Raw genomic sequence first — 12,985 nt, 5'->3', positions numbered from 1 at the left:
GGCGAATTGGCAAAAATACATGCTATCGGCGCCTGCACGCCAGCACGGCGGGCGACTCAGGCCAGCTCCGCTGCCAGGCGGTCCAGCGCCACACGCAGCTCGGCGCAACGTTCTGCGGCGGCCAGCACCTGCGCGCTGCCGCACCCCGCGCCCGGCAGCGCCACCGGCATGGCCTGGGTGCTCAGCAGCTCCGCCGACATGGTGCGCAGGATCTCGGCCAGCGCCTGCTGCGCATGGTGCGAACCGCGCGCCGATGCGTTCAGCAGCAGCACCGGCTTGCCGGGAAATTCCAGGCTGCCCACCAGCCAGTCCAGCAGGTTCTTGAACGCGCCGGGTACGCCGTGCGCATACTCGGGACAGGCGATCAGCAGCGCGTCGGCGCGGCCCACGGCCTCGCGCAGCGCCAGCACTGCGGGCGGCAACGGATCGCGTTCGTCGTCCGGGTTGAACAGCGGCAACGCGGCGAGGCCGTCGTACAGCGCGAGTTCCAGCGACGCGGGCGCCAGTTGCCTTGCGGCTTCCAGCGCGGCCCGGTTGGACGAGATCCGGCGCAGGCTGCCGCACAGGCACAGCACGCGCCGCGGCGCGCTCATGCAGCGGGCGTGCCCTGGACCACGATCTTGCCGAGCCCCAGCGACTTGTTGCGCGGCTGGCGCGAAAGCCGCCCGGCGGCGTTGCGGGCGATCTCGCGGTAGCGCGCGGCGAGCTCGGAATCCGGTATCGCCACCACGGTGGGCGTGCCGCCGTCTGCCTGTTCGCGGATGCGGATGTCCAGCGGCAGCGAGCCGAGGCAGGCCACGCCGTACTGCTCCGCCATGCGCGCGCCGCCGCCCTCGCCGAAGATGTGCTCCTCGTGGCCGCAGTTCGAGCAGACGTGGGTGGCCATGTTCTCCACGATGCCGAGCACCGGCACCTCCACCTTCTCGAACATCCTGAGCGCCTTGCGCGCGTCCAGCAGCGCGATGTCCTGCGGCGTGGTGACGATCACCGCGCCGGCCACCGGCACCTTCTGCGCCAGCGTGAGCTGGATGTCGCCGGTGCCGGGCGGCAGGTCGATCACCAGGTAGTCGAGCATCTCCCAGCGCGAATCGGTGAGCAGTTGCATCATCGCCTGCGTCACCATCGGGCCGCGCCAGATCATCGGCGTCTCCTCGTCCACCAGGAAGCCGATCGACATCGCCTGCAGGCCGTGCGCCCGCATCGGCGTGATGCTCTTGCCGTCCGGCGATTCCGGCTTGCCGCTGATGCCCAGCATGCGCGGCTGGCTGGGGCCGTAGATGTCGGCATCGAGCACGCCCACCCTGGCGCCCTCGGCCTGCAGCGCCAGCGCGAGGTTGGCGGAAACCGTGGACTTGCCCACGCCGCCCTTGCCCGAGGCCACCACGATGATGTTCTTCACGTTGGGCAACGGCGCCAGCGTGCCCTGCACCTTGTGCGACTGGATGCGGGTGGCGACCGACACGGTGGCCGCAGCGATCGCCGGATCGGCCTCCAGCGCCCGCTTCGCCTTGTCAGCCAGCATGTCGGCGGCGCCAACGGCGGGATAGCCCAGTTGCAGGTCCACCGACACCTTCGCGCCGTCCACGCCCACCGCTCGCACGGCCTCGGCCAGCGGCGCGCCGGTGTGGGGATCGGTCAGTTCGCCAAGCAGGTGGCGGACCAGGGCTTCGTTCGCCTGCGTCATGTCGGGGAGTGCTACGTTGCTGAGGGGGACAGGGCATTATGCCAGCCGCCGGCGACGCCCCGCGCTGATGCAGATCAGCATGGCGCGATGCAGCTTGACCGCCCTGCCGGGCATCGGCAGGCTGCATCCATACTCACTCGTACGGGAAGCATGACCATGAAGCACGCAGTTCGTCTCGCGCTCGCGTTGGGCCTGTTGCTGGGCGCGGGCGCCGTGTCCGCCGCCGACACCGCCACGCCGGTCGGCAACTGGAAACAGGTGGACGACGCCACCGGCAAGGTGAAGTCCGTGATCCAGATCAGCGAAACCGGCGGCGAGCTGCAGGGCAAGGTGATCCAGCTGCTGAACCGCAGCCCCGAGGCGATTGCCCGCGACGGCGAGCATCCCAAGTGCGACAAGTGCGATGGCGAGCGCAAGAACCAGCCCATCGAGGGCATGACCATCATGTGGGGCGTCCACAAGAACGGCGACGCATGGGACGGCGGCAAGATCCTCGATCCCAAGAGCGGCAAGGTCTACAAGGTGAAGCTCACGCTGGAAGACGGCGGCCAGAAGCTGGACGTGCACGGCTACATCGGCTTCGCCATGCTGGGCCGCAGCCAGACCTGGCAGCGCGAGCAGTAAGCCGCGCCCACGGTCCGCACGAACCCGCCGAGGCAGCGCGTCGGATCAGTCCGCCGCCGCCTCGGCGCGATGTACGGCGACGCCGCGCGAGGAAAACGCCGCGCGGGTCGCCTTGTCCGCCGAATGCTCCACCACCAGGTGCTGCACGCGCGCCAGCTCGGCCACCTGGTGCGTCGCCACCGCGCCCAGCTTGTCGTCGGTCGCGACCACCACGGCCTCGTCGCTGGCCTCGATCATCGCGCGCTTGAACAGCGACTCCTCGCTGTCGAATCCCCACAGGCCGTGTGCCGCGTCGATGGCGCACGCGCCCGGGAAGCACAGGTCCGCGCGCAGCCTGCGCACCTGGTCCACCGCCTGCGCGCCCGTCGCGCCGCCGCTGGCGGCATCGATGCGACCGCCGATCAGCAGCACGTCGAATCCCTCGCGGTCGAGCAATACCTGCGCGATGTGCGGCGCGTTCGTGATGACGGTGAGCCGCGCATCGCGCGGCAGTTCGGCGGCGATGGCCGCGTTGGTGCTGCCCGCATCGATCAGCAGCGTCTGCCCCGGCTGCACCAGGGCCGCCGCCTTGCGCGCCAGCGCCCGCTTGCGCGCGGAATGCTCGTTGCGGCGCTGCTTCAGCGGCGACAGCGTGAGCGCCGGCAGCAGCGCGCCACCATAGACGCGCTTGCACAGGCCCGCCGCGGCCAGTTCGCGCAGGTCGCGGCGGATCGAATCCTCGGATACCTCGAACGCCTGCGCCAGCTCAACCGCCACCACGCGGCCGTCCCGGCGCAACCGTTCCAGGATGCGCTGCTGGCGTTCCTGCGGCAGCGCGCCGCTGTCCGGCAGCGGAGGGGCAGGCTTAGCCATGCGATGTCTCCCGATCCTCGTTGCCCAGCAGACCCAGCGCCTGCAGGCGCCCGCGCAAGCCTTCCGGATGCTGGAACCACCAGCCCTGCATGCCGAGCGCCTCGGCGGCTTCGACGTTGCGCTGCGAATCGTCGATGTACAACGCGCCGTGCGGGTCCACGCCGTAGCGTTCGAGCAGGCGCTGGTAGATGCGTGGGTCGGGCTTGACCAGGCGCTCCTCGCCCGAGACCACGATGCCCTCGAACCAGCCGAGGAAGGCATGACGCTGCCGCGCCACCGGGAAAGTCTCCTGCGACCAGTTGGTGAGCGCCAGCAGGCGCACGCCGCGCGCCTTGAGTTCGGCCAGCAGGGCAACGCTGCCCTCGATCGCGCCGCCCAGGGTTTCCACCCAGCGCAGGCGATAGGCATCGATCAGCGGAGCGTAATCCGGAAACCGCGCCTGCAGTTCCGCAACGCCTTCCAGCCACGGACGCCCGGCATCCTGCTGCTCGTTCCACGCGTGGTTGCAGACTTTACGCAGGAACCACTCCATCTCCGCCTCGTCGTCGAACAGCTGCCGGAACAACCGGCGCGGGTCCCAGGCGATCAGCACGTTGCCAAGGTCGAAGATCACGGTGTCGATCGGCTTGTTCATCGCCGCACCACCCTGGCCGAGAGGCTGACGAGTATCAACAGGCCGGCCACGCCGGCGAAGGCCAGCGGCAGGCTGCTGGCATGCGCCACGAAGCCGATCAAGGCGGGGCCGCTGAGCAGGCCCGCGTATCCCAGCGTGGTCGCCGTGGCGATGGCGATGGCCGGCGAGGTGCCCGGCAGCCGTCCCGCAGCGCTGAACAGCACCGGCACGATGTTCGACGCGCCGAGGCCGATCAGCACGAAACCGGCCAGCGACGCCGCGGCATGCGGAATACCCGCCACCAGCAGGAATCCCGCCGCCGCAAGCAGCGCACCCACGCACACTGCCCGGGTCGGACCATGGCGGCCGACCAGCCGGTCGCCGGTGAGGCGCCCCAGCGCCATCGCCACCGAGAAGCATGCATAGCCGAGCCCCGCCGACGCCGGCGGGACGCCCCGGAACTCGCGCAGGAACACCGCGCTCCAGTCCAGCATCGCGCCTTCGGCGAGGAAGCTCACGAAGCACAACAGGCCCAGCAGCCAGGCCAGCGGATGCGGCATGCCCGGCGGCTTGCGCTGCATCTCGACCGCATGCGCCGCATCCCCGAGCAGGTCGCCCCGCAGCCACAGCACCGTGGCCAGCAGCAGCGCGGCGATCGCGCTTGCGGCGTAGCCCAGCGGCACGCCCATCGCCAGCAAGCCGCTCATCGCTATCGCCCCGCTGAGGCCGCCCACGCTGAAAAGCCCGTGGAACCCGGACATCAGCCGGCCGCCGTCCAGACGCTCCACGTCCACGGCATGGGCGTTCATCGCCACGTCCACCGCGCCCAGCATCACGCCGAAATAGAACAGCGCCGCCGCCAGCGCCGCCACGCCGGATGCCGCCGCCAGCATCGGCAACGCCAGGCACATCAGCAGCCCCGAGGCCACGATCACGGTGCGGTTGCCGACACGGTGCGCCAGCCAGCCGACGAACGGCATGGACAGCATCGAACCGCCGCCGAACGCGAGCAGCGCGAGACCCAACTGGGCGTCGTCCAGGCCAAGCCGCGCCTTGGCGTACGGCACCATCGGCGCCCACGCGGACATGCCGAAGCCGGATACCAGGAAGATCAGGCGCGTGGCCCGCCTGGCGGCCGAGAGCGCCGAAGCGGAGGGTGCGGGGGAAATACTGGCCAGGCCGTCCACGTTCATTCCATCCAAAAATCAGGTATGAACATACTAAAACATGCAACAACGTGCAACATGTCGACGATCGTGCGTCATGTCGCCAACCTGCCTTGCACGGGCGACTGCGCACCATGCCGCGGCGCCTCTTTCGCTGCACATGTCCGTCGCATGCCCACGCGCCCTCGTTCCGTGCGGAGCCCGGCGCAGCGGTGGCGGTCCGCGCCCATGAGGCTGTACAGCCACGCATGACATAATGACCAACCCTCTTCACCCGGACCGCGCCGCCCCATGAGTCGCCGCCTGCTCGTCACCCACGCCCTGCCCTACGCCAACGGCCCGCTGCACCTCGGCCACATGCTGGGCTACATCCAGACCGACATCTGGGCGCGCGCGCAGCGCATGATGGGCAACGAGGTGCACTTCGTGGCGGCGGACGACGCGCACGGCACGCCGATCATGCTGGCCGCCGAGAAGGCCGGCACGACGCCGGAGGCGTTCATCGCCGGCATCCGCGCCAGCCACGAGGCCGATTTCGCGGATTTCCACTTCAGCTACGACCACTACCACACCACCCACTCGGACGAGAACCGCGAGCTGGCCGAGCTGATCTACACGCGCCTGCGCGATGCGGGCTACATCGCCAGGCGCAGCATCCAGCAGCTGTACGACCCCGAGAAGCAGATGTTCCTGCCGGACCGCTACATCAAGGGCACCTGCCCGAAGTGCGGCACGCCCGACCAGTACGGCGACAACTGCGAGAACTGCGGCGCCACCTACGCGCCCACCGATCTCATCAACCCCTACTCGGTGGTTTCCGGCGCCACGCCGGTGCTGAAGGATTCGGAGCACTACTTCTTCGAACTCTCCAGGTTCGAGGAGCTGCTGCGCGACTGGTTCGCCGGCAAGTTCACCGGCGGCAAGCCGGTGGCGAACGGCGGCGTGGCCGCCAAGCTGCGCGAATGGCTGGACGGCGGCCTGAAGGACTGGGACATCTCGCGCGACGCGCCCTACTTCGGCTTCCCGATCCCCGACGCGCCGGGCAAGTTCTTCTACGTGTGGCTGGACGCGCCGGTGGGCTACCTCGCCAGCTTCAAGGCGCTGTGCGACCGCACCGGCCTGAAGTTCGACGACTTCCTCGGCGCCAGCAGCACCGCCGAGATGCACCACTTCATCGGCAAGGACATCATCAACTTCCACGGCCTGTTCTGGCCGGCGATGCTGCACGGCGCGCAGATGCGCGTGCCCACCGCGCTGCACGTCAACGGCTACCTCACGGTGAACGGCGCGAAGATGTCCAAGTCGCGCGGAACCTTCATCCAGGCGCGCACCTATCTCGACGCCGGACTCAACCCCGACTACCTGCGCTACTACTTCGCCAGCCTGCTCAACGACACGCCGGTGGACGTGGACCTCGACCTCAAGGCCTTCGAGGAACGCGTCAACTCGCACCTTGTCGGCAAGTGGGTGAACATCGCCAGCCGCACCGCGGGCTTCGTGCACAAGTTCTCCGGCGGCACGCTGGCCGATGCGTTCGACGCGGAACGCGCCGCGCTGTGGCAGAACCTGCTCGCCCACTACGAAGGCGTCGAAACCCTGTACGAGGACGGCGAGTTCGCCGAACTCACCCGCCGCTTCGTGCTGATGGCCGACCTGGTCAACGGCCACATCGCCGAGAAGGCGCCGTGGACGATGGCGAAGGACGAGTCGCGCCGCGCCGAGCTTGCGCAGGTGTGTTCGTTCGCGCTCGCTGCGTTCCGCCTGCTCGCGGGCCTGCTGAAACCCATCCTCCCGGCCACCGTGGCCGCCGCCGAGCAGTTCCTCGCCGCACCCATCGCCAGCTTCGCCGACGCGCGCGACGCACTGCACGGCCACACCATCAACGCCTTCGAACCGCTGCTCGCGCGCCTCGACCCCAAGCGCATCGAGGCGATGGTCGAAGCCTCGAAGGAATCGCTGGGCGTCCCCGCGCCTGCCGCCGAAACTACCAAGAAGAAACCCGTGAACGACACCGCCAAGCCCGCTGCTGCCCCCGTCGCCACTGACGCGCCCGCCACCATCGCCATCGACGACTTCGCCAGGCTCGACCTGCGCGTGGGCAAGGTGCTGGCCTGCGAATTCGTGGACGGCTCGGACAAGCTGCTGCGCTTCGAACTGGATGCCGGCGAACTCGGCAAGCGGCAGATCTTCTCCGGCATCCGCGCCGCCTACGGCGAGCCGGAAAAACTGGTCGGCCGCAACGTGGTGTTCATCGCCAACCTCGCGCCGCGCAAGATGCGCTTCGGCCTCTCCGAAGGCATGATCCTCTCCGCCGGCGACGGCGGCAGCGACCTGTTCCTGCTCGATGCCGACCAGGGCGCCAGGCCGGGCGCCGCCGTGCACTGAATCATCACAATCTCTTGAGCTGGACCCGTGTAGTTGTAGCCGCCCGACGCCCGGGTACGCGGTGCGTCGAACGCCGCGGGGAGTCCGAGACGAAGGACTGATGGTCTTTGGGGTCGGCTGCAACATCAAAAACAACGATATTCCGGTCACCTGCTGCGGTATGCGTGCAACACCCACCTGTTCGCACTCTTTCCCTTGTTCAGGAGACCCCAATGAATTTACGTCAGCACCCCCTTTCCTTCGCCATCGGCGCCCTGCTCGCCTGCACCTGCCTGGCCCTCCCGGCACAGGCATCCCACCGCCACCCACGCCCGGTCCCGCCCGACGGGAGCACCACGGCGATGCGGGCGAGCCAGGACGACAACGACAACATGCCCCCACCGGCGCCGAGCCACTGGCCGGAGGCCGCGGGCGTCCCGGCAGGCACGGTCGTTCAGCTGAACGCGAATACCTCGAGCGCGATGGTCGGCACGTGGCAGTCGCTGATCCCGGCGGACAATCCGCCGTTCTATCCGTCCACATCGCTGCAACTTACGAACGGCGACGTGATGATCCGCGAGTACGGCACGCCTTATTGGTGGGCGCTGCACCCCGACGCCACCGGCAATTACCTCAAGGGCACCCTGACCAAGCTGGCGCCCATGCCGAACGGCTATGCGCCGTTGTACGAATGCCATGCCGTGCTCGCGGACGGACGTGTCGTCGTCTTCGGCGGCGAATACCTGTTCGACGCGAACGGCAACCCGACGGTCGCCGAAGCCAACGAGGGTGCGATCTATGATCCGCAAACGAACACCTGGGGTTCGTTGCCTTCCCTGCCCAATCAGCCGCTGACCTTCCCGAACGGCAAGGTGTACAGCTACAAGGTCTTCGGTGGCGACAACTCCTGCGTCGTGATGCCGAACAGCCAGCTCCTGCTGGCGTCGAACCAGTACTACACGGCCGACAGCGCGCTGCTGGACCCGAAGACGCTGACCTGGACCGTGCTGCATCCGAAGGGCCTGCCCTACACCCACGGCAATCTCGAAAACGGCTGGACCCTGCTCCCGGACGGCTCGGTCTTCACCCTGGACGTCGAAGACAACAGCGGCTATCGCTACCTGCCGCCGTGGCTGGACGGCACCCCGAACGGCGCGTGGATTCCGGCGGGTACGCCGCCGGTGCAACTCTCCGACCCGCGCGACTATGAAATCGGTCCCGGCTTGCTGAGGCCGGATGGAACCGTGCTGGTCGTGCCGGCCCTGGGCGGGAACACCGCGGTCTATACGCCGCCCACGAGCTTGCACGGCACAGGCTCCTGGTCGGCATCGGCCTCGCTGATCGACGCCAACGGCATCCCGCAGGGAACCTGCGACGGCCCCGGCAGCGTACTTCCGGACGGCACCGCCCTGCTCATCGGCGCCCCCGAATGCTACGCCCCTCCCTCGACCTACTTCAGCCTGGATCCGAGCGGAACGACGGCTTCGCCCCTCGCCAACCAGCCGGCTTTCGCTGCCGGCATCCCGACCTTCATCGCGTTCAACCTGACCCTGCCCACAGGCCAGGTGCTGGTCGGCAGCCTGAACGAGGCCGATACATTCACTCCATCCGGCAGCGCTTCCTGGGACTGGGCGCCGGTCATCATGAATTCGCCCAACCAGGTCACCGCGGGCACCACCTTCGCCATCTCCGGCTACCAGTTCAACGGCCTGACCCAGGGCAGCTACTACGGCGACGACGGCGACTCCTTCACCAACTATCCCCTGGTGCGGGTCACCTATCGTCCTACCGGGGCGGTTTCCTACCTGCGCACGCATGACCACACCAGCATGGGCGTGGCGACGGGCTCCACCCTGGTGGGGACGCAGGTCGACATTCCGGCAAACATGCAAGACGGCCCGTACGACCTCGTGGTGATCGCCAACGGCATTGCCTCGCAGTCGGTCAAGATCCAGATCCACAAGTCGACGAAGAAATAGCGGCCTCCCGCAGCCAATGCGGGCGAATCGGGCGCCGTCAGGCGTCCGATTCGTTCCTGGCGCCACAATCCGCCCCGCGGCAAATCCTGCGGCCCCATGGCCCCCCGCACTGCCCTGTCGCTGGACATGATGGATGCCACATCCCGGCGGAGCTTGCGCGACAATACGCCGATGATGTCGCCCGTTCCGCCCCCAGCCGACCGCATCGACGCGCTGCTGCCGCAGACGCAATGCGAGCAATGCGGCTACCACGGTTGCCGGCCCTACGCCGAGGCGATCGCCCGCGGCGAAGCGGAGATCAACCAGTGCCCGCCCGGCGGCGCTGCCGGCATCGCGAAACTGGCGGCCCTGCTGGATCGACCTGCGCTGCCGCTGAATCCCGCCAACGGCGTGGAGAAGCCGCGCATGCTGGCGCGGGTGGTCGAGGACGAATGCATCGGCTGCACCAAGTGCATCCAGGCCTGCCCGGTGGACGCCATCGTGGGCGCGGCCAAGCTGATGCACACGGTGCTGGCCGACGACTGCACCGGCTGCGAGCTGTGCGTGCCCGCCTGCCCGGTGGACTGCATCGTGCTGGAACCCATGCCCGCGGAGCAGATCGACCAGGCGCATGCCGATGCGGCGCGCGAACACTTCCGGCGCCGCGAGGCGCGGCTCGCACGCGAAGCCGCCGAGCGCGAGGCGGAACTGATCGCGCGCAAGGCGAAGGTGGATGCCGCCGCAGGCACCAGCCCGGTGCTGGCCGCGCTGGCCCGCGCCCGCGCGAAACAAGGCAAGTCGCCTTGAAAGCGCACCGCCGCACGTCGTCGTTCCAGCGCACGCTGGAATCCAGCGACTTTGGTACTCAGGCGACGGCAAGGCACTGGATGCCGGCTTTCGCCGGCATGACGACATTTCGCCATGCCCATGAAGGCGGATATCCCGGCATCCCCATGAAGACGGACATCCCGCCATGCCCATGAAGCGCGCCGACGTGGTCGAGCTGTTCACCCGCCTGCGCGAACTGAATCCGCAGCCCACCACCGAACTCGCCTACACCACGCCGTTCGAACTGCTGGTCGCCGTGGTGCTTTCCGCGCAGGCCACCGACGTGGGCGTGAACAAGGCCACGCGCAAGCTCTATCCGGTGGCGAACACGCCAGAGGCGATCCTCGCGCTGGGCGAGGCAGGGCTGAAGAAGTACATCAGCACGATCGGCCTGTTCAACGCCAAGGCGAAGAACGTGATCGCGCTGTGCGGGTTGCTGGTCCAGCAGCACGGCGGCGAGGTGCCGCGCACCCGCGAGGCGCTGGAGGCGCTGCCGGGCGTGGGCCGCAAGACCGCGAACGTGGTGCTCAACACCGCGTTCGGCGAGCCCACCATCGCGGTGGACACGCACATCTTCCGCGTCGCCAACCGCACCGGGCTGGCGCCCGGCAAGAACGTGCGGACGGTGGAGGACACGCTGGAGAAGGTGGTGCCGGCGGAGTTCAGGCGCGACGCCCACCACTGGCTGATCCTGCACGGCCGCTACGTGTGCAAGGCGCGCAAGCCGGACTGCCCGGACTGCGTGATCCGCGACCTGTGTCGTTACAAGGACAAGACGAAGGCCACCTGAACCGCCGGGGCCGCCGACTGCTCGACGCACCGAAGGATGGCGTATAAACGCAACCTCCACCCACACGGAGGTTTCCCCATGCAAGCCATCCCTGTCCGCCCGCTGCTGCTCGCCGCCGCCCTGGCGTTCGCCGGCACGGCGTCCGCGCAAAGCCTGGATTCGCTGAAGAGCGCCGCCGGCGGCCTGCTCGGCCAGCACGGCTCGACCTCGGCGCTGCCGTCGCTGTCCTCGCTGGGCAGCGCGCAGAACGCCGCGGGCGTGCTCGGCTACTGCCAGTCGCACGGCTACCTGCCCAGCGCCACCGACACGCTCAAGGAAAAGCTGCTGGGCAAGTTCGGCGGCGCGGCCACGGCGAAGCAGGACAGCGGCTACCAGCAAGGCCTGGGCGGCATCCTGCAGGCGGGGAACGGCAAGAGCTTCGACCTGGGCAGCCTGAAGAGCGGCCTGGCGAAGCAGGCCTGCAAGCACGTGGCCGACAAGGCGGTGTCGTCCTTCCTCGGCCATTGAGCGTTGCGCCACCCATCGGCAAAAAAGCAAACGGCGGGCATCGTGCCCGCCGTTTTCCGTCCCTGGGTCGAACTCCCTTGCGATAAGCGATACCGATATCGCGCGTGTCGCGGCTCCCGTCGCCCGACCGCCCCTTCCCTGCGAGAAGGGGCGGTCGCCATGGCGACGGCGCCCGGGATGCGGCTTAGAACGCCACTTCGCCGAACACGCCGATCTCGTTGGTCTTCACGTTCTGCACGTGCGGCGGCAGCGGCGTGGCCACCGACTTGTCGCCCTTCTCGTGCTTCCACACGCCGGCCAGCTTGAAGCCCTTGGTCACCTGGTACTGCAGACCGAGGTTGTAGTAGGTGTCCTTGGCGTTGCCGTCCAGGTCCTTGCTCAGCTTGGCTTCGTCGTAGCGGGCGAACAGCGCCAGCTCGTCGGTGAGCGCCACGCTGCCCCACACGGACCAGCCGTCGGCCTTGTCCGCCTTCGGGGTCATCACGTTGTTCCAGTTCTTCGCGGTGAAGTACTCGGCACCGACGCGGAAGCTCTTGTTGACGTAGGCCAGCAGCAGGTCGCCACGCTCCGCGGTGTGGGCGGCGTTGGCGAGCTGGGTTTCCTTGCCGAGGTGGCCGGAGTAGCCGCCCACCGCCACGGTCATGCCCTCGAACGGCATGAAGCCCACGCGGCCTTCCACGTCCACGCCCTTGCTGCGGCTCGGATTCTTGTAGCCGGCGCCGTTCACCACCGACACCGCATAGTTGAACATGTTGCTTTCGCCCACGTCGCCGAAGGCGTGCAGGCCCCAGTCGGCCGAGTTCGCGTACTTCAGGCGGTCGGTGATGGTGTTCTCGACGTAGCGGAAGCCGTACACGTTCTCGACGAACGGAATCCACGGCATGTCGGCCGAACCGATGCGGAAGATCGCCGCCTTGTCGAACTTGCCCTGCACGTAGGCCTTCTTCACCAGCACGCTGGTCTGGCCCAGCGTGCTGGAGTAGTTGAAGTCGGTGGTCAGGTTGGCCGACCACACGTCGTTGAACTTGTGGTCCACGCCCAGGTAGAAGCGCTTCACGTCGAAGCCGACGCCGTTGGCCGCGGTCTTGCCGGTGTCGCTGTTCTTCTGGTCGATGTTGCTGAAGTCGAAGAACATCTTGCCGGAAATCTTGGTGTTGTTGACCAGCTTGTCCAGCGCGTCGACGCGCTTGGTCAGCGAGGCGGCCGGGGTGGCGCTCTCCTGCTTCACCTGCTGCACGGCCTGCGCGGTCTGGCTCTGCGCCTCGTTCTGCGCGCTGGACTGCGCCTGCAGCTCGTCCACCTTCTCCTGCAGGGCGGCGAGCTGGGCCTTGAGCTGGGCGACCTCGGCGGCAGTGACCGTCGCGGCCTTCGCCGGCGTGGCGGCCTTGTGGTGCGTGGTCTTCTGCGGCGCGGCGGCGCTGGCCGCGAAGCTTGTAAGGCCCAGGCCGGCGGCGATCGCGATGGCGAGCGTCTTCGAGTGCATGCTTTTCTCCACTGATGGGTGATGGCGGGATCCGCCTCGACCGTCCCCTGGCTTACGCCGGCCGGCAAGGCATGAACGGGGCGCAGCATGCTCACCCGTGTTTACGTTTGCGTGCA

General features: G+C 68.3%; 13 protein-coding genes. 7 read left to right on the top strand and 6 right to left on the bottom strand.

Annotated features, from left to right (window positions below; all coding sequences use genetic code 11):
* Positions 1–56 precede the first annotated feature (56 nt).
* Positions 57–593, bottom strand: coding sequence for an NADPH-dependent FMN reductase (locus PCA_RS06495; RefSeq protein WP_181301783.1), 537 nt, complete (start codon positions 591–593; stop codon positions 57–59).
* Positions 590–1,684 carry an iron-sulfur cluster carrier protein ApbC gene (gene apbC, locus PCA_RS06490; RefSeq protein WP_181301782.1) on the bottom strand — a complete coding sequence of 365 codons (1,095 nt, stop codon included), beginning with the start codon at positions 1,682–1,684 and terminating at the stop codon, positions 590–592. The genes PCA_RS06495 and apbC overlap by 4 nt, the downstream gene beginning before the upstream one ends.
* 156 nt (positions 1,685–1,840) lie before the next feature.
* On the opposite strand from apbC, the gene PCA_RS06485 reads away from it, so the two are divergent.
* Positions 1,841–2,308, top strand: coding sequence for a DUF2147 domain-containing protein (locus tag PCA_RS06485; protein WP_181301781.1), 468 nt, complete (start codon positions 1,841–1,843; stop codon positions 2,306–2,308).
* Positions 2,309–2,353: 45 nt separating this feature from the next.
* Here the strand turns inward: PCA_RS06485 and PCA_RS06480 are convergent, their stop codons facing one another.
* The 3 genes from PCA_RS06480 to PCA_RS06470 are packed head-to-tail and all read right to left on the bottom strand — an operon-like array spanning position 2,354 to position 4,966.
* Positions 2,354–3,160 (bottom strand): DeoR/GlpR family DNA-binding transcription regulator, encoded by an 807-nt coding sequence (locus tag PCA_RS06480; protein WP_181301780.1) that lies wholly within the window; start codon positions 3,158–3,160, stop codon positions 2,354–2,356.
* The gene (locus tag PCA_RS06475) at positions 3,153–3,794 is read right to left on the bottom strand and encodes an HAD family phosphatase (RefSeq protein ID WP_181301779.1); all 642 of its coding nucleotides are present in this window, start codon (positions 3,792–3,794) and stop codon (positions 3,153–3,155) included. Before PCA_RS06475 ends, PCA_RS06480 begins: the two co-directional genes overlap by 8 nt.
* A complete protein-coding gene (locus PCA_RS06470; protein ID WP_181301778.1) occupies positions 3,791–4,966 on the bottom strand; it encodes an MFS transporter in 1,176 nt (391 codons plus the stop codon). Before PCA_RS06470 ends, PCA_RS06475 begins: the two co-directional genes overlap by 4 nt.
* A gap of 264 nt (positions 4,967–5,230) precedes the next feature.
* On the opposite strand from PCA_RS06470, the gene metG reads away from it, so the two are divergent.
* The 6 genes from metG to PCA_RS06440 all read left to right on the top strand — a co-directional run bounded on the left by metG (position 5,231) and on the right by PCA_RS06440 (position 11,386).
* On the top strand, positions 5,231–7,324 hold the full coding sequence (metG, locus tag PCA_RS06465; protein WP_181301777.1) for a methionine--tRNA ligase: 2,094 nt from the start codon (positions 5,231–5,233) through the stop codon (positions 7,322–7,324).
* A 212-nt stretch (positions 7,325–7,536) separates the two neighbouring features.
* A complete protein-coding gene (locus PCA_RS06460) occupies positions 7,537–9,282 on the top strand; it encodes a hypothetical protein (RefSeq protein WP_181301776.1) in 1,746 nt (581 codons plus the stop codon).
* A 171-nt stretch (positions 9,283–9,453) separates the two neighbouring features.
* Positions 9,454–10,068, top strand: a complete 615-nt coding sequence (locus PCA_RS06455; protein WP_181301775.1) for an RnfABCDGE type electron transport complex subunit B — start codon at positions 9,454–9,456, stop codon at positions 10,066–10,068.
* Positions 10,065–10,244: a hypothetical protein gene (locus PCA_RS06450; protein ID WP_181301774.1), complete on the top strand. Its 180-nt coding sequence runs from the start codon at positions 10,065–10,067 to the stop codon at positions 10,242–10,244. Before PCA_RS06455 ends, PCA_RS06450 begins: the two co-directional genes overlap by 4 nt.
* Positions 10,241–10,879, top strand: a complete 639-nt coding sequence (gene nth / locus PCA_RS06445) for an endonuclease III (protein ID WP_181301813.1) — start codon at positions 10,241–10,243, stop codon at positions 10,877–10,879. The genes PCA_RS06450 and nth overlap by 4 nt, the downstream gene beginning before the upstream one ends.
* Positions 10,880–10,957: 78 nt before the next feature.
* Complete coding sequence (locus tag PCA_RS06440) at positions 10,958–11,386, top strand: DUF2501 domain-containing protein (protein WP_181301773.1); 429 nt, start codon at positions 10,958–10,960, stop codon at positions 11,384–11,386.
* Between the two features lie 184 nt (positions 11,387–11,570).
* Here the strand turns inward: PCA_RS06440 and PCA_RS06435 are convergent, their stop codons facing one another.
* On the bottom strand, positions 11,571–12,869 hold the full coding sequence (locus tag PCA_RS06435) for a porin (protein WP_181301772.1): 1,299 nt from the start codon (positions 12,867–12,869) through the stop codon (positions 11,571–11,573).
* Positions 12,870–12,985: the final 116 nt, after the last annotated feature.

It is taken from the genome of Rhodanobacter sp. PCA2 (assembly GCF_013620825.1).
Classification (GTDB): domain Bacteria; phylum Pseudomonadota; class Gammaproteobacteria; order Xanthomonadales; family Rhodanobacteraceae; genus Rhodanobacter_A.
The sequence above is the reverse complement of the archived record's forward strand: the minus strand, read 5'-3'. Positions and strand labels throughout refer to the sequence as shown.